Annotated in this window: 23 protein-coding genes and 1 pseudogene; 3 read left to right on the top strand and 21 right to left on the bottom strand. The window is 66.7% G+C overall.

The annotated features are described in order from the left end of the window. Positions 1-273: 273 nt before the first annotated feature. The 3 genes from TSO352_RS24900 to TSO352_RS24890 are packed head-to-tail and all read right to left on the bottom strand — an operon-like array spanning position 274 to position 3,986. Positions 274-1,749 (bottom strand): NAD-dependent succinate-semialdehyde dehydrogenase, encoded by a 1,476-nt coding sequence (locus TSO352_RS24900; protein WP_109109827.1) that lies wholly within the window; start codon positions 1,747-1,749, stop codon positions 274-276. Between the two features lie 6 nt (positions 1,750-1,755). Beyond that, on the bottom strand, positions 1,756-2,976 hold the full coding sequence (locus tag TSO352_RS24895; protein ID WP_109109826.1) for an iron-containing alcohol dehydrogenase: 1,221 nt from the start codon (positions 2,974-2,976) through the stop codon (positions 1,756-1,758). Beyond that, complete coding sequence (locus TSO352_RS24890; RefSeq protein WP_109110861.1) at positions 2,973-3,986, bottom strand: Ldh family oxidoreductase; 1,014 nt, start codon at positions 3,984-3,986, stop codon at positions 2,973-2,975. Before TSO352_RS24890 ends, TSO352_RS24895 begins: the two co-directional genes overlap by 4 nt. 277 nt (positions 3,987-4,263) lie before the next feature. On the opposite strand from TSO352_RS24890, the gene TSO352_RS24885 reads away from it, so the two are divergent. Continuing rightward, positions 4,264-4,920: a FadR/GntR family transcriptional regulator gene (locus TSO352_RS24885; protein ID WP_158284630.1), complete on the top strand. Its 657-nt coding sequence runs from the start codon at positions 4,264-4,266 to the stop codon at positions 4,918-4,920. Positions 4,921-4,938: 18 nt separating this feature from the next. On the opposite strand, the gene TSO352_RS24880 is transcribed toward TSO352_RS24885, so the two are convergent. The 8 genes from TSO352_RS24880 to TSO352_RS24845 all read right to left on the bottom strand — a co-directional run bounded on the left by TSO352_RS24880 (position 4,939) and on the right by TSO352_RS24845 (position 12,232). Further along, on the bottom strand, positions 4,939-5,688 hold the full coding sequence (locus TSO352_RS24880; protein WP_109109824.1) for a 3-oxoacyl-ACP reductase family protein: 750 nt from the start codon (positions 5,686-5,688) through the stop codon (positions 4,939-4,941). 12 nt (positions 5,689-5,700) lie between these two features. Continuing rightward, positions 5,701-6,603, bottom strand: coding sequence for a branched-chain amino acid ABC transporter permease (locus TSO352_RS24875; RefSeq protein WP_109109823.1), 903 nt, complete (start codon positions 6,601-6,603; stop codon positions 5,701-5,703). Continuing rightward, a complete protein-coding gene (locus TSO352_RS24870; RefSeq protein ID WP_109109822.1) occupies positions 6,596-7,369 on the bottom strand; it encodes an ABC transporter ATP-binding protein in 774 nt (257 codons plus the stop codon). The genes TSO352_RS24875 and TSO352_RS24870 overlap by 8 nt, the downstream gene beginning before the upstream one ends. Further along, complete coding sequence (locus TSO352_RS24865) at positions 7,369-8,352, bottom strand: branched-chain amino acid ABC transporter permease (RefSeq protein WP_158284629.1); 984 nt, start codon at positions 8,350-8,352, stop codon at positions 7,369-7,371. Before TSO352_RS24865 ends, TSO352_RS24870 begins: the two co-directional genes overlap by 1 nt. Beyond that, a complete protein-coding gene (locus TSO352_RS24860; protein WP_109110860.1) occupies positions 8,324-9,052 on the bottom strand; it encodes an ABC transporter ATP-binding protein in 729 nt (242 codons plus the stop codon). Before TSO352_RS24860 ends, TSO352_RS24865 begins: the two co-directional genes overlap by 29 nt. Then, positions 9,049-10,188, bottom strand: coding sequence for an ABC transporter substrate-binding protein (locus TSO352_RS24855; protein ID WP_109109820.1), 1,140 nt, complete (start codon positions 10,186-10,188; stop codon positions 9,049-9,051). The genes TSO352_RS24860 and TSO352_RS24855 overlap by 4 nt, the downstream gene beginning before the upstream one ends. Before the next feature lie 267 nt (positions 10,189-10,455). Beyond that, positions 10,456-11,280 carry an IclR family transcriptional regulator gene (locus TSO352_RS24850; RefSeq protein ID WP_109109819.1) on the bottom strand — a complete coding sequence of 275 codons (825 nt, stop codon included), beginning with the start codon at positions 11,278-11,280 and terminating at the stop codon, positions 10,456-10,458. 10 nt (positions 11,281-11,290) lie between these two features. Beyond that, a complete protein-coding gene (locus tag TSO352_RS24845; RefSeq protein WP_109109818.1) occupies positions 11,291-12,232 on the bottom strand; it encodes a DUF6282 family protein in 942 nt (313 codons plus the stop codon). A gap of 224 nt (positions 12,233-12,456) precedes the next feature. Between TSO352_RS24845 and TSO352_RS24840 the strand changes: the two genes are divergently transcribed. Further along, the gene (locus TSO352_RS24840) at positions 12,457-13,245 is read left to right on the top strand and encodes an aldolase/citrate lyase family protein (RefSeq protein WP_199231713.1); all 789 of its coding nucleotides are present in this window, start codon (positions 12,457-12,459) and stop codon (positions 13,243-13,245) included. A 48-nt stretch (positions 13,246-13,293) separates the two neighbouring features. Here the strand turns inward: TSO352_RS24840 and TSO352_RS24835 are convergent, their stop codons facing one another. The 9 genes from TSO352_RS24835 to TSO352_RS24795 all read right to left on the bottom strand — a co-directional run bounded on the left by TSO352_RS24835 (position 13,294) and on the right by TSO352_RS24795 (position 21,708). Further along, positions 13,294-14,223 carry a 3-keto-5-aminohexanoate cleavage protein gene (locus tag TSO352_RS24835; protein ID WP_109109817.1) on the bottom strand — a complete coding sequence of 310 codons (930 nt, stop codon included), beginning with the start codon at positions 14,221-14,223 and terminating at the stop codon, positions 13,294-13,296. 29 nt (positions 14,224-14,252) lie between these two features. Further along, positions 14,253-15,035, bottom strand: a complete 783-nt coding sequence (locus TSO352_RS24830) for an aldolase/citrate lyase family protein (protein WP_109109816.1) — start codon at positions 15,033-15,035, stop codon at positions 14,253-14,255. Positions 15,036-15,092: 57 nt separating this feature from the next. After that, entirely contained in the window at positions 15,093-15,845 is a 753-nt protein-coding gene (locus TSO352_RS24825) for an SDR family oxidoreductase (RefSeq protein ID WP_109109815.1), read from the bottom strand. 59 nt (positions 15,846-15,904) lie between these two features. Further along, positions 15,905-16,366: a nuclear transport factor 2 family protein gene (locus TSO352_RS24820; RefSeq protein WP_109109814.1), complete on the bottom strand. Its 462-nt coding sequence runs from the start codon at positions 16,364-16,366 to the stop codon at positions 15,905-15,907. Between the two features lie 90 nt (positions 16,367-16,456). After that, positions 16,457-17,962 carry a tripartite tricarboxylate transporter permease gene (locus TSO352_RS24815; protein ID WP_109110858.1) on the bottom strand — a complete coding sequence of 502 codons (1,506 nt, stop codon included), beginning with the start codon at positions 17,960-17,962 and terminating at the stop codon, positions 16,457-16,459. Next, positions 17,955-18,587 carry a tripartite tricarboxylate transporter TctB family protein gene (locus TSO352_RS24810; protein WP_158284628.1) on the bottom strand — a complete coding sequence of 211 codons (633 nt, stop codon included), beginning with the start codon at positions 18,585-18,587 and terminating at the stop codon, positions 17,955-17,957. The genes TSO352_RS24815 and TSO352_RS24810 overlap by 8 nt, the downstream gene beginning before the upstream one ends. Before the next feature lie 109 nt (positions 18,588-18,696). Continuing rightward, positions 18,697-19,731, bottom strand: a complete 1,035-nt coding sequence (locus TSO352_RS24805) for a tripartite tricarboxylate transporter substrate binding protein (protein WP_109109812.1) — start codon at positions 19,729-19,731, stop codon at positions 18,697-18,699. Positions 19,732-20,046: 315 nt separating this feature from the next. Then, the gene (locus tag TSO352_RS24800; RefSeq protein WP_247872411.1) at positions 20,047-20,577 is read right to left on the bottom strand and encodes a gamma carbonic anhydrase family protein; all 531 of its coding nucleotides are present in this window, start codon (positions 20,575-20,577) and stop codon (positions 20,047-20,049) included. Positions 20,578-20,793: 216 nt separating this feature from the next. After that, complete coding sequence (locus TSO352_RS24795; protein WP_109109811.1) at positions 20,794-21,708, bottom strand: hypothetical protein; 915 nt, start codon at positions 21,706-21,708, stop codon at positions 20,794-20,796. Between the two features lie 417 nt (positions 21,709-22,125). Here TSO352_RS24795 and TSO352_RS24790 point away from each other — a divergent pair, with 417 nt between their 5' ends. Beyond that, on the top strand, positions 22,126-23,028 hold the full coding sequence (locus tag TSO352_RS24790) for an IclR family transcriptional regulator C-terminal domain-containing protein (RefSeq protein ID WP_158284627.1): 903 nt from the start codon (positions 22,126-22,128) through the stop codon (positions 23,026-23,028). A gap of 150 nt (positions 23,029-23,178) precedes the next feature. Here the strand turns inward: TSO352_RS24790 and TSO352_RS24785 are convergent. After that, positions 23,179-23,652: pseudogene (locus TSO352_RS24785) on the bottom strand (IS5 family transposase); the annotation flags it as partial.

Genomic DNA, 23,652 nt, shown 5'->3' with positions numbered 1-23,652 from the left:
ACAAGTTGTTTGACGGACATCAGGGCCAGCGATGACGGGCGGTCGCTCGGCAATGCCAAAGCGACCCGCAGCCAGATCGGGGACCCCGATAGACGAAGCGCGCGAAGCCTGTCCTGCATGACCTTGCCCTCATGCGCCGTCTTCGCCACCTCGTCTCCCGTCCGGCCCCGATTGCAGCCGGCTATGAGAGACATCGCACGAGGGCAAGGCCGGTTGCCGGGAAACCCGTCGGGTTCAGATGCCCGCGAGGGAACCCAGACGGGCGGGGAACGGTCACCAGGAGGTGGCGATGTATTTGACCTCCATGAACTCCAGCAGTCCATGATGCGCCCCCTCCCGACCCAGGCCGCTCTGCTTCACCCCGCCGAACGGTGCCGCGGGGTCGGAGACGAGGCCGCGGTTCAGCGCGATCATGCCGCTTTCCAGCCGTTCCCCGACCCGCAGGCCGCGGGCCAGATCGCGGCTGTAGACATAAGCCACAAGGCCGTATTCGGTGTCGTTGGCGGCGGCGACCGCCTCGTCCTCGTTGTCGAAGGGAACGATCGGTGCCACCGGTCCGAAGATTTCCTCGCGCAGCATCTCGCTGTCGGCAGCGACCTCGGTCAGCACGGTCGGCGGGTAGAAATAGCCGGTGCCGGAGGGGACCTGCCCACCGGTCAGCACTGTCGCCCCGCGCCCGACCGCATCCTCGACCAGGGCGGCCACCTTGCTGCGGCTGGCGGCGTTGACCAGCGGGCCGAGGTCGGTGGCGGGATCGGCGCCAGGTCCCATTCGGAGAGCCGCCATGCGGTCGGCGAACTTGCCGGCGAAGGCGTCGAGCACCGAGCGATGGACGTAGAAACGGTTGGCGGCGGTGCAGGCTTCGCCGCCGTTGCGCATCTTGGCCACCAAGGCGCCCTCGACCGCCGCGTCGAGGTCGGCGTCCTCGAAGACGAGGAAGGGCGCGTTGCCCCCCAGTTCCATCGAACAGCTGATCACCTGATCCGCCGCCTCGCGCAACAGCGTGCGCCCGACCGGGGTGGAGCCGGTGAAGGACAGCTTGCGCACCCGCGGGTCGTGCAGCATGGCGCTGACCACCGGCCCCGACCGGCGCGTGGTGACGACGTTGACCACCCCGTCGGGCACCCCCGCCTCCGCCAGGATCTGCGCAATCGCCAGCGCGGTCAGCGGCGTTTCGGTCGCCGGTTTCAGGATGCAGGTGCAGCCGGCGGCCAGCGCCGGGCCGATCTTGCGGGTCGCCATCGCCGCCGGGAAGTTCCACGGGGTGACCAGCACCGCGATGCCGATCGGCTGATGCTGCACCAGGATGCGGTTGGCGCCGCCCGGCGCCAAGCCCAGGCTGCCGTCGATGCGCACCGCCTCCTCGGCATACCAGCGGAAGAATTCGGCGGCGTAGGCGACCTCCCCCTTGGCGTCGCGCAGGGCCTTGCCGTTCTCCAGCGAAATCAGTTCGGCCAGCATCGGCGCCTGGGCCGTCATCAACTCGAACGCCTTGCGCAGGATCTCGGCGCGCTGGCGCGGCGGCGTGGCGGCCCAGCCGGCAGCGGCGGCCTCGGCCGCCGCGACCGCGGCCAGACCATCCTCGATGGTGCCGTCGGCAATCGTGGCGAGGCGCCGCTCGGTGGAGGGATCGATCACCTCGATCCGGTCGCCGGAGGAGGAGGGGCGCCAGCGCCCGCCGATGAACAGTTCGGTCGGAACCGCGGCAAGCCAATCGCCGGCGGTGTGGTCGGACAGGGTGGTGGTCATGGGGCCTCAGGAACGCAGGAGGTCGCGGTTGCCTTCGAAGGCGGCGGCGATGATCCGCTGGATGCCGTCGAGGTCCAGCGGACGGGGATTGTTCTTCACCAGACGCTGAGCCTTCAGCGACTGCTCGGCGATGATGTCGAGGTCTTCGGCGCGAACGCCGATGTCGGCCAAAGTCTTTGGGATGCCGATGCGGCCGAACAACCGTTCCACCGCGTCGATCGCCTGACGCGAGCGCTGCTCGGCCGGCGCGTCCGGCAAGCCGAACAGCCCGGCGATCTCCGCAAAGATCTCCACGCAGGCCGGCCGGTTGTGCTCCATCACATAGGGCAGCAGCAGGGCGACGCCAAGACCGTGCGGGGTGTGGGTGAAGGCCCCGACCGGGTACTGGATGGCATGGGCGGCGGCGGTCCCGGCGGTGCCGAAGGCCTGCCCGGCCAGCAGCGCCCCCATCATCACCTGCTCGCGGGCCACCAGATCGGTGCCATCGCCGACCGCGCGTTCCAGATGACCGGCAAGGCAGCGGATGGCGGTCGCCGCCTGCATGTGGCTGAAGACATTGTTGCCGACGAAGACGTGGCCGACGCCAAGCTCCGGGGTGGGCTCCCGGCGCAGAGTGGTGAACGCCTCGATCGCGTGGGTCATGGCGTCCGCCCCGGTGTTGGCCGTCAGGCCGGGCGGACAGCTGAGCGTCAGCTCCGGATCGCAGACCGCGGCCTGGGGGATCAGGTGCGGGCTGGAAATGCCGACCTTTCCGCCCGTCGCCGGATTGTCCAGCACCGCCACCGGCGTCACTTCCGAGCCGGTGCCCGAGGTGGTCGGCACCGCGATCACCGGCAGAACACCGGCCGGCACCTTGAACTCGCCGTACAGATCGGACAGCGGGCCGTCATAGGCCAGGCGGACGGCGACCAGCTTGCCCAGATCGATGCAGCTGCCGCCGCCGATCGCGACGATCACGTCAGGCCGGATGTCCCGCGCGGCCTCCGCCGCCTCGTCGATGCAACTCATAGGCAGCTCGGCGAGCGTCCGGTCGTAGATGCCGACCGTCAGGCCGGCGTCGCGCAGGCCGTCGGCAATGCCGCTCAGCAGGAGATCGGCGCCGAACCGGTTGTCGGTGCAGATCATCACCCGCTCGCCGTAGGGGCGCACGAGCTGCGGCAGGGCGGCGCGCTGGCCCGCCCCGAACAGGATGGTGCGCGGCGAACGCTGGATTCCGAACGCGCTCATGCCCGCACCTCCCCCGCCCGCAGGCGCTGGAGCGTGTGCCAGAGATCGTCGGCGATCCGCACACCCTCCTTCATCGCCGCCGCGCGGCGCCGACGCATGCCGTCGCCGGGCACCTCCACCGCTGCGAAGCCGGCGGCGGCGGGACTGCGGCGAACCTCGTCCAGATAGCTGGACACCAGCCGCGTCGCGGCGGAATTCTGCTGACCGAACACGATGAACAGGTCTCCCTTGTTGCAAGGCCACTCTGAATCGAGCGTGCCGACGACGTCGCGACCAATGGCGGAACCGGTCAGGGCGGCGACCAGCACCTCGATCCCGATGCCCAGCGCGTAGCCCTTGGCCCCGCCGAACGGAGCGATGGCGCCCCGCTTGGCCGCCTCGGGGTCGGTGGTCGGGTTGCCGTCGCGGTCGAGCGCCCATCCCGGCGGGATCGTCTCCCCCCGGTTGGCGTGATCGTGGATGCGGCCCATGGCGACGAGGCTGGTCGCCAGATCCAGGACGAAGGGCTCCGGTTCCGCCGGAACCCCGATCGCAATCGGATTGGTGCCGACCATGGCGGACCGGCCGCCCCAGGGATGCACCAACGCCTCGCTGGTCGTCAGGGCGATGGAGGCATGGCCGCGAATGGCAAGCCGCTCCACGTACCAGGCAAGCATCCCCAGATGATTGCCGTTGGCGATGGCGGCAACGCAGACCCCGGTCTCGACGGCCCGCGCACAGGCAGCTTCAAGGGCCGCCAGCGCCACGACCGGCCCGAGCCCGGCTTCTCCGTCGACCTTCAGAAAGCTTTGGTTCAACCAATCATGCGAACCGGTTGCCTGCGGGTCGGTTACACCGTTGTGAATCCGCTCGACGATCCGCGGCAGCCGAAGGATGCCGTGGGACGCCAGTCCCCGCAGTTCGGCTTCGACCAGAAGGTCGGCCTGTTCGCCGGCGAAGGGCTCCGGAACATCATGGGCCGACAGAATCGCGGTGGCCAATTCCCTGAGCTGTGAAGCGGTAAGCTGCATCATGACCTTCGTCTGTGTCCCTCTCGGCTAAGGGGCGGGCAATCCGACCTGAAGGATCAGTCCGACGCGGCTGGAAGAACCAATATCGCCAAATGGTGTGACCAATCTCGCATATTGGTCAAGGCATTTTTGCGCCTCCGGAGGTGACCAACCCACCGATGACCCAACAACCACCTCGTTTCGTTTCATTTTTTCGGGAAAAATGTCATCTATGCCCGAACCAATCGGCGCGCGGCCCACCGGGAATCCGCGCACGCGGCAACGGGAACAGTCACCAATGGTCGGGTTGAAGGAAAAGATCCTCGGGCAGATCCACAGCGGCACCCTCAAGCCGGGCGACCGGCTGCCGGCCGAACGGGATTTGGCCGACCGGTACGCGATGTCGCGCGCCCTGGTCCGCAAGGCGTTGGAGGAGCTGGAACGCGAGGGGTATATCAGCCGGGCGGTCGGCCGGGGAACCTTCGTCTCCGAAGCGCGAACCTCCTTCAGTCAGGCCGCGCTGCTCGACATCGACCAGCTCAGCCCCGGCGAGGTGACCCGCGCGCGGCTGCTGTTCGAACCGCAATTCACCGGTCTGGCCGCGATCAACGCGACTAGGCCAGACCTGCTGAAGATGAAGGACTGCGTCGAGCGCAGCGAAGCCGCCAACTCGGTGCCGGAGTTCGACTATTGGGACGGGGCTTTCCACCTCGCCATCGCCGACGCGACCCGCAACAACTTCATCCGCCTGATCTGCAACCATGTGCAGCAGGTCCGCACCTACACGGAGTGGGGACAGCTGAAGTTTGTCAGCGTCACGCCGGAGCGGCGCGCGGTCTACGAACAGGACCACCGCGCCATTCTCGACGCACTGATGTCCCGCGACAGCGAAAAGGCCCGGCGCGCCTCGGAGGCGCACCTGAAGCACGTGATCGAGTTCCTGTTCGCCGGCTGACCGGCCAGGCAACCCCGGTCAGGTGACCCCGCCGTCGGCGATGATGGTCCGTCCGGTGACCCAACCGGCGTCGGGGGAGGCCAGGAAGGCGACGATCCCGGCGATGTCCTCAGGCTGACCGATGCGGGCGAGCGGGGTCATCGCCATGATCTGATCGCCCCGCTCGGCCAGGATCGACCTGGTCATGTCCGTCTCGATGACGCCGGGTGCCACCGCATTGACCGTGATCCCGCGCGGCCCGAGCTCCTTGGCGAAGGCATGGGTCAGGGTGGCGACAGCGGCCTTGGAGGCGGAATAGACCGAACTCGACGGGATCGGCCGGTAGGCCAGGGCCGAAGAGAGATTGATGATGCGCCCGCCGGGCGACGGCAGGAGCGGCAGCACCGCCTCAGTCATCATGACCGTACCGACGACGTTGGTATCCAGGATGCCCCGGACGAACGCGGCATCCATCTTGCCAAGCGGGCGGTAGGGCGCGACGGCCGCGCAATTCACCAGCACGTCGATGCCGCCGAACCGATCCACCGCCGCCGCCACCAGGGCCAGGACGGCGTCCGGATCGGCGATGTCGGCCCGCACCGCGATGCAGTTGCCGCCCGGTCCGGCCAACTCCCTGGACAGCGCCGCAGCCGACTCGTCGTCGGACCGGTAGCCGATGACAACCTTGCTGCCGAGCCCGGCGAAATGGCGCGAGATGGCGGCGCCGATGCCGCGCGATCCGCCGGTCACCAGCACGACTTTGCCAGCCAGAGACTCCGTTGTGCTCATCGCAAGGACCTTTCATTTCGAGTGCACACGGGCGCCCAGACTGAAGCCGGCGAACAGCCCGTTGGGAAACAGCATCAGGACGACCAGAAGGACGCTCAGCGCCGCGACGTTCTTGAAACCGGCCCCGAGCGCCACGATGGCCAGCGCCTGCAGGACGCCCAGCAGCAGCCCGCCGGCCAGCGCCCCGCCGGCCCGTCCGAACCCGCCGATGATCGCGGCGATGAAGCCGCTGACCCCGAACGGCGTCCCGACATTGTATGCGGTGTACTGGGTCGGCGTGACCAGCACGCCGGCGATCGCACCCAGCCCGGCGCTGAGCGCGAAGGCCACCAGCATCATCCGTGCGACCGGGATGCCCAGCAGTTGGGCCGCCTCCCGGTTTTGCGAGCAGGCGCGCAACGCCCGTCCCGTCCGCGTCCGGTTGAAGAACAGCCACAGCGCCACGACCAGCAGCGCCCCGCAGCCCAGGATCCAGAACAGCTGGTAGCCGACGGCGACCTCGCCGACCCGGAGCGGCCCGCCCGGCGTGAAGTCCGGGAAGGTACGCGGCCGGTCGCCGAAGCCGAGCAGCGTGATGCGCTCGATCATGATCTGTGCCGCCAGTGTGGCGAGGATGATCGCGAACAGGGTGGCGCCGCGGTGGAGCATCGGCCGGACGATCGCCAACTCCATCGCCATCCCGGCCAGGGCGACCAGCGGAACGGTGATGGCGATGGCCAGGATGATGGGAAGCCCCAACTGGCTCATAAGAACCTGGCAGAACATTCCACCCAGCATGACGAACACGCCCTGGGCGAAATTGACGATGCCGCTGGCGTTGTAGATGACGCAGAAGCCGATCCCGACGAGGCCGTAGATCAGGCCGACGCCGACGCCGTTGACGAGGCTTTGCAGGATTTCGATGGTGCTAGGCATCGACCACCTCCGTCCCGCCGAGATAGGCGGCGATCACGTCGGGATGCGCGCGGATCTCCGCCGGCGTCCCTTCGGCGATCTTCTTGCCGAAATCCAGCACGACGATGCGCTGGGCGATCTTCATGACGAGGCTCATGTCGTGCTCGATCAGGATGATGGTTGTGCCGCCGCGGTGAATCCGCGTGATGACGTCGGCCAGGGCCTCGGTCTCCTGGGTGTTGAGGCCGGCCGCCGGCTCGTCCAGCAGCAGCAGGCGCGGCTTGGCGGCCAGCGCCCGCGCCACCTCCAGCAGCCGCTGCCGGCCATAGGGCAGCTTGTCGGCGGGAAGATCCGCCTGCCCCTCCAGCCCGACGAAATGCAGCAGTTCGCGCGCGCCCTCGCGCACGCTCCGCTCCTCCCGACGGAACCAGTCGGGCCGGAACAGAGCGCCGCCGACGCCGCCGCGGGTGACGCGGTGGCTGCCGATCTCGACGTTCTCGGCCACGGTCAGCTGCGAGAAAAGCTGGACCAGCTGATAGGTCCGGACCAGACCCGCCGCCGCGACCTTATGGGACGGCTGTCCCGTGATGTCGCGCCCATCGAAACGGACGGTTCCGGAGGTCGGCGGGAAGAAGCCGGAGATCAGGTTGAACAGGGTCGTCTTGCCGGCTCCGTTGGGGCCGATCACCGCCAGCAGTTCGTTGTCCCCGACATCGAAGGAAATGGACTGGTTGGCGACCAGCCCGCCGAACCGCTTGGTCACATTGTCGACGGAGAGAAGGGCCATCACAGGGGCTCCGTGTTCCGGCGGAACCGCGCGAACAGGCTGGAAAGCCCGGCCAGCCCGCGCGGCACGAAGATGAGGACGAGGATCAGGATCGCGCTGTAGGCGATGTCCTGCATCTCCTTCAGGCCGCGCAACGCCTCCGGCAGGACCGACACGATGACGGCGCCGATCATCGGCCCCCACACGGTGCCGATGCCGCCGAGATACAGCATGGTGAAGCTCTGCACGACCATGGTCACCCCGAAAACCTCGGGGCTGATGAAGCCGACGAAATGGGCGAACAGCGATCCGGCGGCCGACGCGTAGATCGCGGCGATCACGAAGGCGATCAGCTTGTAGCGGGCGACGTCGATGCCAAGCGCCAGGGCGGCCGGCTCGCTTCCCGCGATGGCGGCCAGCGCCCGCCCGAACCGCGACCGTCGCAGCCGGTTCGCCACCGCAACCCCGAACAGCGCCAGGACGACCAGCGCCACCAGCTGGTGCTTCACGGTGGGAAGTTCGAACCCCACGATCCCCAGCGGCGGTATGCCGGCATAGCCCATGTAGCCCTGGGTCAGGCTCGTCCACTCGATGGTGATCTCGTAGACGATGAGGCCGAGCGCGAAGGTCGCCATGGCGAGGTAGTGGCCACGCAGGCGCAGCGTCGGGTAGCCGACGATGACCGCCGCCACGCCGGACAACGCCATCGTGGCGAACAGCGCCAGCACGGGGTCCCAGCCCAGGTCGGTGCACAGGATGGCACTGCCGTAGCCGCCGATCGCGGCGAAGGCGCTCTGCCCGAACGACGCCTGCCCGGTATAGCCCATGAAGAAGTTGAGGCCGGTGCAGAAGATCGCGTAGATGAACGCGAACCCTAGCACCGTGGTGACGTAGTCGCTGGACAGCAGGCCCAGAACGGCAAGCATCGCCGCGCCGGCCGCCGGGGACACCGATTGCCAGCGCAGGGCGGCCGGTTCAGTGAAGGTAGTAACGCGCGAGGTCATGATGGGACTCGATCTCGTCAGGCTTGAGTTCAGCGACGATTTTCCCGAGCGACAGCACATAGACCCGCTGCGCCAGCTTCAGCGCCAGCGGCGCCTTCTGCTCGACCAGCAGAATGCCGAGGCCACGGCGGTTCAGCTCGCCAAGCGTGCTCAGGATTTCGGAGGCGGCACGGGGGGCGAGGCCCAGGGACGGCTCGTCCAGCATCAGAAGCTGCGGCTTGGCCATCAGGGCGCGGCCGATCGCCAGCATCTGCTGCTCGCCGCCGGACAGCGAACCGGCCGTCTGGTCGATGCGCTCGCGCAGACGCGGGAACAGCTCGAAGACGGCGGCCATCTGCCGGTCGGTCTCGGCGGCGTGCAGGAAGGCCCCGACCATCAGGTTCTCCCGCACGCTCATCTGGGCGAACAGCCCCCTGCCTTCCTGCACCATGACGATGCCGCGCCGGGCCAACTGATGGGTCGGCAGGCCGCTGATCTCCGTTCCCCGGAAGAACAGGCGGCCCCGGCACGCCGTCAGTCGCGTCAGGGCGCGCAGCAGCGTGCTCTTGCCGGCCCCGTTCGGACCGAGGATGGTGACCAGCTCCCCCTCGGCAATGTGCAGGCTGGTCGGCTTCAGTGCCTGCACATGCCCGTAGCTGGCCGAGACCTCCCTGGCTTCAAGCAGCGAGGAGCGTCCGGCGGATAGGATTTGGACACTCATTTGGCGATCACCAGCTCGTTGTCGACGACCGTGCCGATCAGGAACGGGTTCTCCGTGATGCCGACATGCTGGTCGCGCGAGAAATTGAAGGCCGCATAGGCGCCCTGGTAAGGCGGCACCTTCTCCGTCGCGTCGCGGAGCGCCGTACCGTCGACCGACTTCGCGATCTCGGCCGCCTTCGCCAGCACCATCATGGAATCCCAGGCGCGGGCGCCGGTGGTGGGGTCGCGGTCGGGATATTTCCGGTTCCAGTGGGTGAGGAACGCATCGACCGCGTCCTTGGTCGGGCCGGGCTGCAACTGCTTGGGAAGCTGGACCGGCGGCGCCACATAGAGGAGACGCTCGCCCAGCACCTTGCCCGCCTCGAGGAAGACCGCCCCGTCGTCGTTGCTGGCGAGAAGCAGCATCTTGTCGAGGCCGAGCTGCCGGATGTTCTTGGCGGCGGTGACGGTCGACCCGCCCTGCCCGATCTTGACGATGGCCCCGCCGCCGGCCGCGTTGATCCGGCCCAACTGGACGGTCATGTCGGAATCGTCGGGCTTGTAGCTTTCGACCGACACGACCTCCAGCCCGAAGCTCTTCGCCAGCTCCTCGCCGATCCCCTTCATCAGCAGCGCGTAGGGGGTCGGATCATGCAGCAGCCCGATCTTGCGGATGTTGGTCCGCTCCTTCAGGTACCGGTATCGGGACTCCATCTCGAACCGCGGCGGCGCCAGGAAGCTGAAGGCCCATGCTTGCTCCTGGTCCCGCTTGGTCAGGATGGAGCACAGGTACATCGGCCGCTTCGCCTGCATGACGAACGCGGCGGCGGCAAAGTTGCCGGCGGACACGCATCCGCTGTTGAACAGGTCGACCTGATCGCTGGAAATCAGTTTGCGGTACCCCACCACCGCGTCCTGCGGCAGGGAGTGGTTGTCCTCGACCAGCACTTCGATCTTGCGCCCAAGCAGGCCGCCCTGCTCGTTCAGCACCTCCGCCGCCACCTCAAGGCCGTCACGCCAGGCGCGATCGACCATCGCGGCATAGCCGGTCAGCCCGAGCGAGGATCCGATCTTCACCGGCTCCGCTGCTCCGGCCTGACTGGATAGGGCGGTGATCACGGTGACAGCAGCCGTCAACAGGCGCAGGGTATTCATCCCTTCCTCCCATAAGACAGGTTATTGTTCTGTTATTCGAAACGATGTTCCGAAAAATGGTACTGGACGGACAGTCTTTGTCAAGGTCCGGATCCGCTCACCGGACCACCATTGGGTTTATGCCAAATCGCCGAATGGCGAAGCCGGAACAAAGCCAGGACCAGCGCGCCACGCGTCCGCCGGCACAGCCGCCAGCAGGAAGGATCGCGGCCGAAGGACGACACGGGTCATCGTCTGGCGAAGCCGGATTCTTCCTGGCCCGCCCGGTCAGGCGGTGCGGATCCCCGGCAGGACCGGCGGCTGACCGGCCAGACCGACACCGCCGAGCGCCCGTGAGATGCGGTCTGCCCCGGACACCAGCAGCCGGATCTGCTCCTCACTGGGCTCGGCTGCGATGAACTGGATGGAACTGACGACCGCCAGCGTGCCCACGATGCTGCCCGAGGCGTCGAAGATGGGTGTGGCGAGCGCGTTGAACCCGATCGTCGATTGATCGGGGGCGGTGGCCCAGCCCCGCTCGCGAATCTGTTGAAGCTCCTGGCGCAGCGCCGCAGAGGACGTGATCGTCCGCGGCGTCGGTCGCTCCAGGCGCCCGCGCAGGATCCGGGTGCGGCGCGCCTCATCGACGAAAGCCAGCGCGACTTTGCCCTGGGCCGTGCAGTGGAAGCCGAGGAGGGAGCCCTCCTTGACCTGCAGGTCGACCGCCGAGGTGCCCGGCAAGGTCGCCAACACCCGGACGCCCTCCGCCTCGACCTGGGAGATGACCGCCGTCCGGCCCAGACTGTCGCGCAGTTCCCGCAAGACCTCGCGGCCGGCACTGGCAAGGTCCAGGTTCTCGCCCACCATCCGACCGAGGGTGACGAGGCGCGAACCCACCCGGTACCGCTCCGTATCGCCCGACTGCACGATGTAGCCCTGCTGGACCAGGGTCCGCAGGTGCCGGTGGATCCGGCTCTTGGTGCTGCCGAGCGCCTGGGCCAGCGCCGTCACGCCGACCGGCTCCCGCGCCTTGGCGAGATATTCGAGCAGTTTCAGCGCAACCACGACGGCCTGGACGCCATCGCCTTCCGTCGCACCGCCGATCTTGGGCATGAGTGCTCCCTTACTGGGGATCGAGGCCCAGCAGTGCCGCTGGATTGCCGCCGATCATCGTCTTGATCTGTCCTTCGGTATAGCCCAGTTCGAGGCAGATGCCGATGACGTTGCGGAACCCCTTGATCGGCGAACAGTTGCCGACTTGACCAAGGTCGGAGCCGAGGATAGTGCGCTCCACCGTTCCCGCATCGATCAATTCCTTCAGCATCGGCGGCTCGTAGAACTTCACCGCCTCCGGAACGAACATGCAGATGGAATGCTCGACATACGCGCCCATCCCGGCGAGGCTGCGGATATCCTCCAGTGTCGCGTCGATCAGGTAGGTCGGGTGGTTGACCAGCAGGCGCTTGACGCCGCGCCGCCGCGCCTCCTCGAACAGCACGAAGATTTCGGAGATGTGGAGGTGGCCGCCCGACAGGATCACGTCGTGCTCGGCGACGATGTCGAGGATCGGCAGAACCTCCTCGCGCAGCTTGCCGGACTCGTCGAGCGCGGTCAGCGGCGTCGGCTCCCGCATCGGCTTGATGGTGTGGGGGAAGCGCTGGTGCTTGCGCTCGTGCTCGATGTGATTGAGCGACGAGAAGGTCGGCATCCAGACCAGCTTGGCGCCGAGCTTGATCCCATGGTCGACCGCGTAGGGATTGAAGCCGCCCGACGTGTTGTTGAGCGGCACGCCTGAGAACAGCCGCACATTCAGTTGGCTGAAATGGGTGTTCAGCATCTCGGTGATCGGCGTCGCCGAATAGTAATGGTCCTTGATCATCACGGCGCGCAGCCCGTTGGCCTCGGCGTCGTGCATAGCCTCGATGTGGTTGAGGCTGCGCGGCATCACCGACGGGCCGCTGTGGCAATGCAGGTCGATCGCGCCGGCCAGGATCCGGTTCACCTGCTCCGAAAACGGATTGATGGACTCAGCCGTCGCCACACCGACGTCGCTGGGGTTGGACATCTCTTTTCCTCCAGGCCTGACACCACATTGGTGTTCTGCTGTTCGATCCACTGTTGCTAAGACCGATACATCTCTCGCGAATGTTCGTCAACCGGATAATTGCCGTCACGGCTTGACAGGCAACATATGGGCACGCCTATCATGCGGCATAATCAGGACGCGCGTTTCGAATATCGAAACACCACAGACCGAAGAACGGAACCGAGAGGAAGGAGCGCCCAGCCATGGCCACCCAACACATGCCGCTGAGATTTCGCAAACGCCTCCTGGACCGGGAGCGGCTGGTCGGCAGCTTCGTCAAGACCCCGACCGGCCACGCGACGGAGATTCTGGGCGATGTCGGATTCGACTTCGTGATCATCGACCAGGAACACGCGCCGTTCGACCGCAGCACGACCGACAATGTGCTGTTGGCGGCGCGTGCCGCGGCCACGGCGGCCCTGGTTCGCGTGCCGCGGGCCGATCCTGCGGATATCCTGGCGGCGCTGGACGACGGGGCCGCCGGCGTGCTGTTGCCGCACATCGCGACCGTCGCGGCGGCGCGCGATGCGGTCGCCGCCTGCCGGTACAGCGGAAAGCGCGGTTTTTCCAATTCGCCGCGGGCCGGGCGCTATGGCGGACTGGGTCTGGCGGACCACGTCGCGGCGGGCGATGCCTCGACCACGGTCATAGCGATGATCGAGGATCCCGAGGCGCTGGACCAGATCGACGCGATCCTGGCGGTCGAGGGGCTGGATGCGGTGTTCATCGGCCGTGGCGACCTGACCGTCGCCTATCGCGAGACATCGACCGACGCCCCGCCGGTCCGGCAGGCGGTCGAACGAATCACCGCAGCCGCCCGGACGGCGGGCAAGCCCGCCCTGGCCATGGTCGGCCGCGCCGACGCGCCGGAGGCCGGCTGGCTGGCCCGATTGGGCGTCACCGGCTTCGTCGTCGCGTCCGACCAGTCATTCATGCGGCAAGCCGCCGGCAACGCCCTCGACATTCTGCGAAGGCTGGAGCCGTCGGCCTGAAAAGCCTCTGCGGGCCGGGCCTGACAGGACCCGGCCCGCAGACGGTTCCTAGAAGGCGACCCGGTCGGCACCTTTGAGCTGCAGGATGTCGCGCGCCTCCGCCGGCGTGGCGATCGACAGGCCGAGGCCCTCGATGATGCCCCGCACCTTGGCGACCTGCTCGGCGTTGGTCTTGGCGAGCTGGCCGGGGCCGAGCCAGATCGAATCCTCCAACCCGACGCGCACGTTGCCGCCCATCGCCGCCGCCTGGGCGGCGATGCGCATCTGGTTGGCACCCGCCCCCAGCACCGACCAGGAATACTGATCGCCGAACAGCCGGTCGGCGGTGCGCTTCATGTGCAGCACGTCCTCCGGGTGTGGGCCGATCCCACCCAGGATGCCGAACACGCTCTGCACGAAGAAGGGCGGCTTGATGATCTTGCGGTCCACGAAATGGGCCAGCGTATAGAGATGGCCAATGTCGTAGCACTCGATCTCGAAGCGGGTGCCGTTCTCGGCGCAGGTCGTCAGGATGTACTCGATGTCGGCGAAGGTGTTCTTGAAGACGCGGTCGCGCGAGCCTTCGAGATACGACCGCTCCCACTCGTGCTTGAACTCCTTGAAGCGGTTCAGCATCGGGTAGAGGCCGAAATTCATCGACCCCATGTTGAGCGAGGCGACCTCCGGCTTGAAGACGGCGACCGGGCGCAGCCGCTCCTCGGTCGTCATGGTGGCGGCACCGCCGGTGGTGATGTTCACCACGCAGTCCGACCGCTGCTTGATCACCTTCAGGAACGGCTCGAACGCCCCGGGTGATTGGTCGGGCAGCCCGTTCTCCGGATTGCGCGCGTGCAGGTGGACGATCGCAGCCCCCGCCTCCGCGGCGCCGACTGCCGCGTCCGCGATCTCCGCGGCGGTGACGGGAAGGTGCGGCGACATCGACGGGGTATGGATCGATCCCGTCACGGCACAGGTGATGATGACTTTGCGTGCGGCCATGGTTCCTTGGTTTCCTTATCGATTGCCGATCAGACGCCGGGGACGCCGACGGAGGATATCGCGGCATAGGCGTTCAGCGCCGCTTGGCGCAGGAAGCTCTGGTCCGACCCGACGATGAAGGCCGTCGCTCCCATCTGATGGAAACGTCGTGCATCATCCGCCGTTGCGACCATCATCGTCACCGGCTTCTGCGCCTTTTTGGCCGCGGCGATGATGACCTGGCAGGCGGCGATGATCTCGGGCGCGTCCATGGCGGGCGCCCCCAGCGCCACGGTGAGGTCGCCACGCCCGATAAAGACGCCGTCGAGCCCCTCCGTCCCGACGATGGCGTCGATCTCGTCCAACGCCTCCGGATCCTCGATCATCGCGATGAAGGTGACCGCGGCGTCCTGGGCCTCGACATACGGCCACACGGCGGCGGCGCCGAAATCGCCGGCCCGCGTGGTGTTGGAGAAGCCGCGCCGGCCGCCGCGGAACCGGCATGCCTGGGCGATCTCCCTGGCCTTGGCCGCTGAACTGACGTGCGGAACAAGGACGCCGGTGGCGCCGTCGTCGAGCACCGCCAGGATCTTGGCGGCGGTCGGCTCCGCCACGCGCACGATGCCGGCGGTGCCGGATGCGCGGGCCGCCAACAGAGCGCGGTCGATGGCGACGCGGTCCCAGGGCGCGTGCTCCTCGTCGATGACGACGAATTCGAAGCCGGCTTGGCCGATGATCTCGATCGGATGGGTCACCGGGGTCTTGATGAAGGTGCCGACGAGTGTTTCGCCGGCGATGAAGCGTTTGCGGAAGCCGGTGGCGGCGGTCGGCATGATACGTCCTTTCCCGCGCTCAAACGGCGGGCTTGGTGAAACGGGGAAGCTGGGGCGTCAGCGCTGGGCGCCCATCACGTCGAGGACGGCACCGGTGACCAGCGATGCCTTGTCCGACAAGAGCCAGACGATGGCCTCCGCCACCTCCTCCGGCAGGCCGGCGCGCCCCAGCGGGTTCTGGGCAGCGAATTCCCTGACCCGGTCCGCCTGACCGGCCTTGGCGTGGATCGGGGTGTCGATCATGCCGGGGCGGATGGAATTGACGCGGACCCCGTCGCGCGCGACCTCGACCGCGAGGCCCTTGGTCATCGTATCCACCGCGGCCTTCGACCCGGCATAATGGATGAAGCGGCCCGGCGAGCCGGTCAGCGCCCCGATCGACGAAATGTTGACGATGCTGCCACCCTTGCCGCCGAACTTGGTCGACATCCGCCTGATCGCCTCGCGGCAGGCGATCAGCACGCCGACCGTGTTGACCGCCAGGATGTCCATCGTCTCCTGGAACTCGTAGGTGTCGGCGGTGCGGTGCTTCGGCCCGTTGACGCCGGCGTTGTTGACCAGCCCGGTCAGCGGGCCGAAGGCCCGGTCGGTTTCCTCGAACATCCGCAGGATGTCGGCTTCCGATCCCATGTCGGCCGCAACCGCGATCGCCTTGCCGCCGGCCGCCTCGACATCGGCAACCACGCCTTCCGCCAGGCTCTTCGAGCTTTTGTAGTTCACCACGACGCACGCGCCGCCGGCGCCGAGCAGACGGGCGGTGGCGGCACCGATGCCGCTGCTGGCGCCCGTTACGATGACAACGTCCTGCATGATATTCCCGCATTCCTGAGTGATGGGCATGCCCTGTTCCGGTGGGACGCGGACAAGCGTCACTTGTCGTCGAGCACCGGGTTGGTCGTCGGCGTTCCGCCCTCGAACCACGGGTCGAACCGCCGGTAGGTGACCTTCCACCCTTCATCGGTCATCACCAGACGATCGGTCATGTAGGCGATCTGGATCGGCGGGTGAGTCGGCAGGACGGGCTTGCCGTCGGCGGCGTAGAGCAGCAGGAACCAGTGGCAGAGGACCCGGTCGGGGCTGCCGTCGAACATCGCCTGGAAGTTCTGCACCGCATGCACCACGGTCCGGGCGCCGCGATCCTCCCGCCACTTGTAGAAGGCGCGGATCTTCTCCCGGCCTTCGTAGGACGCCGCGGACCCCACGAAGACGCCGTCCTCGGTATAGTAGTCGGGTGCGTTCCGGCCCCAATTGGTATCCACGTCGTGCCAATAGTCGATCAGCAGCGTGTGCAGCGTTTGCGTCAGCGCAAGCCGGTTCTCATCGATCCGCATCCTGGTTTCCTCATTGTTTTGCATGTGACGATGCCGTTGCGAGCCGGCTGCCGGCTCGACCGCGAGATATCTTCGAAGAAGCGGTCCGCCTCAGTCCTCTTCCTGGAGAAGCTGCCGCCTGCGGGCGATCGACGGCGAGAGGGCGGAGCCCAGCACGACGGCCGCCGCCGTCAGGAGGATGAGCGTCAGCGGCGCGCTGACGAAGGTCCAAATGTCCCCATGGCTCAGGATCAGGCCGCGGTGGAGGCTGTCCTCCAGCATGCCGCCCAGCACCAGCCCCAGCAGCAGCGGCGCCGGCTCGAACCTCAGCTTGTGCAGAACGTAGCCGATGACGCCGAAGAGGGCGATCTGCAGCACGTCGAAGGGCTGGGAATTGACGGAGTAGATGCCGACGCAGCAGACCAGCACGATCATCGGGAACAGATGACGGTACGGCACCTTGAGGAACTTCACCCAGATGCCGATCAGCGGCAGATTGATGATCACCAGCATCAGGTTGCCGATCCACATCGAGGTGACCATGCCCCAGAACAGGTCGGGATGCTGGTCGATCACCCGCGGCCCCGGAATGACGCCGTGCAAGGTCATCGCTCCACCGACCAACGCCATGGTCGCGGTCGAGGGAAGCCCCAGGGTCAGAAGCGGGATGAAGGTGGTCTGGGCCGCGGCGTTGTTGGCGGACTCCGGGCCGGCCACGCCCTGGATGGCGCCCCTGCCGAATTCCTGGGGCCGCCGGGCGACCCATTTCTCAAGGGCGTAGGACACGAAGGACGACAGGGTCGCCCCATTCCCCGGAATGATGCCGATGATGGAGCCGAGCAGCGACCCGCGGGTGATGGCGCCTGCGGACTCCCGCATATCCTTGCGGTCCGGCAGCAGGCCTCCCACCGCGTCGCTGACGAACGGCCGCCCCTCCGGGGCTTCGAGGTTGCGCAGGATCTCCGCGATGCCGAACAGCCCCATGGCGACAATGGCGACGTCGAACCCGTCATAGAGGATCTGGCTGCCGAAAGTCAGGCGCGGCTCGCCGGTGACCGGGTTGGCGCCGACCAGCGCCATGATCACGCCGACGATCAGCATGCAGAACGCTTTGAGGACGGAGCCGCCGGCAACCACGATCGCCAGGGTGAGTCCCAGCACCATCAGGGCGAAATAGTTGCCGGCCGTGAAGCTCAGTGCCAGTTTCGACAGCGGAATGGCCAGTGCCGCGATGACCAGCGTCGCGAAGGTCCCCGCGATGAAGGAGCCGATTGCCGCGATGCCCAGCGCCTTGCCGGCTTTTCCCTGCCGCGCCATCGCGTGGCCGTCCAGCGCCGTCACCACCGAGGAGGATTCCCCCGGCATATTGACCAGGATCGCGGTGGTGGAGCCGCCGTATTGCGAGCCGTAGTAGATGCCCGCCAGCATGATCAGCGCGCCGATCGGCTCGGAATTGTAGGTCATCGGCATCAGGATGGCGATGGTCGCCAGCGGGCCGATCCCCGGCAGCACGCCGATCAGCGTTCCCACCAGACAGCCGACCAGGCACAGCAGCAGGTTCTGGAACGACAGCACGACGGTGAAGCCGAGAACCAGATGATCGAAGAGGTCAGTCACGGCGGTCATCCCTCAGCCCGAAGAACGCGACGTAGAGAGCTGCGGCGATCCCGCCATAGGCGAGGTAGAGGGCTCTGATCGCCCCGTCGACGCCGAGCGAGGAGAAAATCGCGTCCTGGGCAAAACCGGGGAAGATCGGGATCGTCACCTGAAGCAGATCACAGAAGACCAGCAGGACCGCCGCGGTCAGCCCGAAGGACATCGGCAGCAGTTCCTTCACCCGTCTCTCGGGGGTCGCGCATCCGGCGATAAAGACGGTGAGCGGACCGACCACACCGAGCCCGAGTTGCGGGGTCGAAAGGAGAGTGAAGTCCCCTCCACGGATGAACAGGCCGAACAGCGCGATGGCGATCACCAGGATCGCCACCGGAGCGGGCGAGAATTCGGCGCGCTCCGCCTCCTCCGGCCGCTGGACAAGCCCCTGGACCAGCACCGCGCCGCCGCCGAAGAACAACAGGATCGCCAGGGCCTTCGGCATGGCGCCGGCGCCGAAGTCGGCGACCGTACCGAGATTGAGACTGATCGCGCCGTACCAGACCAGGGCGGCGATGAAGACGACGACCGCTCCGCCAATCACCTGGATGCGCGCATAGCACGGAACCGTGTGCCGGCTCCGCAGGTCCATCGGTTCAGACGTCATGCTTGAACTCCAATTGAACGGAACGGAACGGGTCGTGGCCGGGGCGCATCCGCACCAGAGGTGCCGCCCGACCAACGGTCGGGTGCGGCGTCCGTCAATTCCCAGTTCCGGTCGCCTCAATCAGCGCTTTCCAACCTTTGGTCTGCCGCACCATGAAGTCCTGCATCTCGGCGACGTCATAGTCGCGCCACTCGATCTCCAACTCGGCGTAGCGCGCCTTGACGGTCTGCGTCCTTAACACCAGGCGGGTCTTGGCGTTGAGAAACTCGACAATCTCCCTCGGCGTCTTCTTCGGTACGAACAGCGCCGTCCAGGAATCGATGACATAGTCCTTCACGCCCGCCTCCTCGGTCGTCTGCACCCAGGGCAGCGCCGAGGATTTGTCGGGTCCCGTCATCATGATCGGCGTGACGCTGCCCGCTCCCATGGTCTTGCCCGTGAAGGGGATCGCGGACGAGATGTCGACGACGCTCGCCGAAGCACGGCCGGCGATGACGTCGGTCATCGCTTCCATCGTGCCCTTGTAGGGTACAGCCCGAAGCTTGAGACCCGTCCGCAGTTCCAGACCCCGCCGGGCCAGTTCGCCGACCGCGGTCCAACCGGCATAGGTCAGCTCGCCGTCATGCTCCTTCCCATACTTGATCAGCTCCGCCAGCGTATTGATCTTGAGGCTGTTGGCCACCACCAGGACGTAGGGCGTGTAGCCAAGGAGCGCCACCGGTTGCAGGTCGACGAGCGGATCGTAGTCCGCCGCCTTGTTGCTGAAGGGATTGATCGTCATCGTCGAAGCGACGCCGACGACCACCGTGTGCCCATCGGGATCGGCCGCGATGCCGCGCTTGGTGCCGGCGACGCCGGCTGAGCCCGGCACATTCTCGACGATAACGCGCTGGCCGATCAGCGGAGCGATCGTTTCACCCCAGATGCGCGTCTGCGTATCGGACCCGCCGCCAGCGCCGAAGGGAACGATCGCCGTGATCCGCTTGCTGGGAAACTTCTCGGCCAGGGCTTCGCCCGGCCCGAACACGGACAGGGCTGCGGCAATGGCGGAAGCGGCGGCGGGAGCGGCGGCGAGACCCCGGAGCACCTCCCTGCGGCTTCTGCGGACTTTCGGATTCAGCGCGTTCATTGGTTTTCCTCCCCGGTGTTGATGTTGCAAGCGCCGTCTATCGCGGCGTATGAGCGAGCCGGGATCGGATGAACTCCGGCCCGTAGGCGCACTGTCAGACTGCAATACTCAGGTATTAAAGCAAATCCGGGCGTGTCCCCCAATCGTCGTCACATTTGTTTTCGGCCTGCGAAACCCGTCGGGCTGCCGGACGGTACCGACCGGCTCCGGCACCGGGCTGCGCCGAAAAGCAAAGGGCCCCAATCGACGCTGATCAGGGCCCTGTCATGTTTCAGGCTGAATGTTGGGGCCGGAACGAGGCTGGCGGAGCCCAACTCATCGCGGCCTGGGGTTGCGGAGCCCGGCGGCGAAGCGGCGGCCATTGTGGACATAGTGGTCGGCAAGCGTCTGAAGCTGCGCCTGTGCGACCTCGTCCAGCGTGCGCACCGTCTTGCCGGGAGCACCCATCACCACCGAGTTGTCGGGAATCTGCTTGCCCTCGGTCACCAGCGCGTTGGCGCCGATCATGCAATTCCGACCGATCACCGCCCCGTTGAGGATCGTCGCCCCCATGCCGACCACCGTTCCGGATCCGATGGTGCAGCCGTGGAGGATCGCACGATGGCCGACGGTGCATCGGTCCCCCACCGTCAGCGGAAAGCCGGGATCGGTATGGAGCATGCAGCCGTCCTGAATGTTGGCGGCGACGCCGATGTCGATCAGGTCGTTGTCGCCGCGCAGCACCGCACCGAACCAGACGCTGCTGTCACGTTGCATCCGCACATTGCCGATCACCGTCGCGTCAGGCGCGATCCAGGCAATGTCGTCGGCGATGTCGGGTCTCAGGTCGTCGAGGTCATAAATCATCAGGTCTCTCCCGGCATGAAATCTGGGGTGGAACTGCCGGCGCGGCACCCAGGCGTCGGGGGCCCAGGCGTCAGGCTCGAAGTCGCGGCCGCGTGCCCGGGGACCGGGAGCGCGGGATCGACGCGTCCTTTGGCGGCTTCCTCACCCCCTGCCCTTCACCGTGCCGCCGATCCTGCCCGCGTGACATTGCCATGCGAGGGATCGCGGCGCACGACCTCACGGCACGGACGGCGGCATCGGATATTCGTCGGCGTTCAACACCCAGCCCTGCTTGGAAAAGTCCAGGCGCGGCGGGGAGAAGATGTCGACCAGCTGGTTGAGGCCGGCGTCCATACCGCGCGAGGTGTGGATAGCCGGCGGCGGAATGACCGTCAGCGACGGCGACTCCACCAGCGCGTGCTCGTCGTCCCGCCACGCGCTCAGGTTCGGGGTCCAGGGCCAGCGCAGATGGTGGGTATAGCTTCCGTCCAGCGCCAGCGACCCTTGCTCGAAATCGTCGTGGCTGTGTGGCGACAGCTTCGCGGTGTCGCGCGGGCCCTGCTGCTCGTCCAGATAGTTCACCATGATCGTGGTGCAGCGGAAGATGCGACCGAATCGTCCGGGGGTCGGCGGCACGTCCAGGCTGTAGACACGAATGCGGAATCCTCCGACCGGGTCCGGCCAGGGTTCGGCCGGCGCTACGTTGGGATGCGGCTCGGCGTAGGAGTCGGCGTTCGCGCACAGCGCGTTGAGATCGTCCGACCGGGTCGAGAAGATACGGTTCGCGCGGCCGCCCTTCGGAAGCGTGATCCGACTCTCGCCCGGCGGGAGGATCACCAGAGAGAAGCCGCCGACCTCCACCCGCTCGCCGCCAGCGTCCACGACCGCCGGGGTTTCACGGTCGGACAGCAGCAGGACGTACTCGTCCTTCTGGTCGGACCGCATCAGCACCCCGCCTGGTTCGACCTCGCTGTAAGCGACCAGGAAATTCTGACCGCGGGTCAACCAGGTGCGGGCCCCGTCAGCAACGATCTGCGGCTCGGTCTTGTAGAACAGCCCGTAGTCGGCCGCGGCGAAGACGGCCGGCGCAGCGGTCGCCCGCGGAGCGGCCGAGCCGGCCATCTGCGAGCGCGGATCGGTTGGATCGTACACTGTGCCCCTCCTCTCTTGTTCTGTTGTACGGAACGGAAGTATCAAAAATATGAAGGCGCCTTTCGGGAAGGTTGTCAAGACCGTTAACGGACCGTCAGTGCCCGCGAAAATCGTTGACTGGGATTGGCGAGCGGCAACCTTCCCACGGACTCTGTTCCGATGTACGGAACGGCAAAAAAGCTCTTGTCGTCCGGCGCGCCCTCCTGTGGCGACCGGCGAAGCCTCCCACACTGGCCGGGCTTGCGGCATCTCCAATCGCGCGGAAGGGCTCCGGAATCTGGATTGATTTCACGTTGCGAAACGCAAGTCGTTATGATTTCGTTGCTGGGGACCTGCCGCCTTCGTCGTGGCGGAGGTTGCCGGAGCATCGTGGATGGGTGGGTGCAAACGCCCTGATGAACTCGCTCGGGTGACATGATGAAAAAGACTGCCTCCGGCACGACTGGGACGAGCATGCATTGCCGAACCAACTCCCGACGAGGCGACACGAATCCGCTTGACCGCTCCTATCCCCCGGTCAATTCCGTGTGCCGTGCGCTGCATGTCCTGAAAGTCGTCAATCAACAGTCCATCGCGACCGTGAATTCGATCTACACCGAGACCGGAATTCCCCGGCCGACCGTCGTGCGGATGCTGGAGACGCTGATGCACGAAGGCTACGTGATCCGCGACAACATGTGCGGCGGCTATCGCGTGGCTCAGAAGGTTACCGAGCTTTCCCAGGGCTACGGCGGAATTTCGCGGGTCATCGAGATCGCACGGCCGCTGTCGATCGGGCTGACGCGACAGATCCGGTGGCCGGTTGGGCTGGGGGTCATCGATGGGGACGCGATCGAGATCCTGTACTGGACCGGAACGATCAGCCCGGTCGTGCACACCACCACCGTCCTTGGCCAGCGTCCGGATTTGCTCAAATCCGCAATGGGCCGTGCCTACATGGCGTTCTGCAGCCCGGTCGAACGTGACGAGCATATCGCCCGCATGCGCGCCACCCTGCCGGCGGAGTTCGGCGCCAGGGAGGAGGCAGTGTTCCGCCGCTATCTGGATCGTGTCCGGCGCATGGGCTATGCCACACGGGACCCGCACACCGAACCGATCCGCATGACCACCGTCGGTGTTCCCATCCTGGAACAGGAGAAGGTCGCGGCGGTGATGTCGGTGAGCTTCTTCAGGAAATCGGTGGCCCCGAAAGACATGGAGGACGCGGTGCTGGCTCCGCTGATCGAAACGCGGGTGAGCATCGAGCATGCGCTCGCGTTCATCACCAGCCGCCCCCGCCTGGACGCATCGGTTCACCGCGAATACAACGTGAATCTGTAGGTCGGCGGGGCGTCATGCACTCGCGGATCGGGTCGTCCTCCTCCACCAGCGTCACGCGGATGGACTTGCCCGGAGAAAGTGGAGAGCCTCCATCTATGGTCTGAGGGACCAGGAGGTTTGGCATGGGTGACGGGCATCGGCGTAGAGCGCCTAACAGAACCATCTCTGGACGAATCGCCAGCAGATGAGGCTGGCGGCGATATGGTGGAAGGCGGTGAAGATATCGGCGCGCCATTCGTAGCGGACGGCGATGCGGCGGAAACGGGCAAATCAGGCGAGTGTCCGCTCGACCACCCATCGGTGTCGGCCGAGGCGCTCGCTGCTCTCGATGCCACGCCGGGCGATGCGTGGAATGATCCCCCGCCGGCGTAGCGCCTGCCGGCAATGGGCGAAGTCGTAGCCCTTGTCGGCGTGCAGTTTGGCTGGTCGGCGCCGTGGCCGGCCCGCACATTGGCGGATTGCCGGCACGGCATCGACCAACGCCTCCAGGAACTTGCTGTCATGCCGGTTGGCCGGTGAAATCCTCAGGGCGAGGGGGATGCCATTGTCATCGACGAGGATGTGGCGCTTTGAGCCAAGCTTGCCGCGGTCCGTCGGGTTGGGCCCGGTCTCCTCTGAGGTGGT

The sequence above is a fragment of the Azospirillum sp. TSO35-2 genome, from assembly GCF_003116095.1.
GTDB lineage: Bacteria > Pseudomonadota > Alphaproteobacteria > Azospirillales > Azospirillaceae > Azospirillum.
Note: the sequence above shows the minus strand (reverse complement) of the source record. Positions and strands in the feature narration are given on the sequence as shown.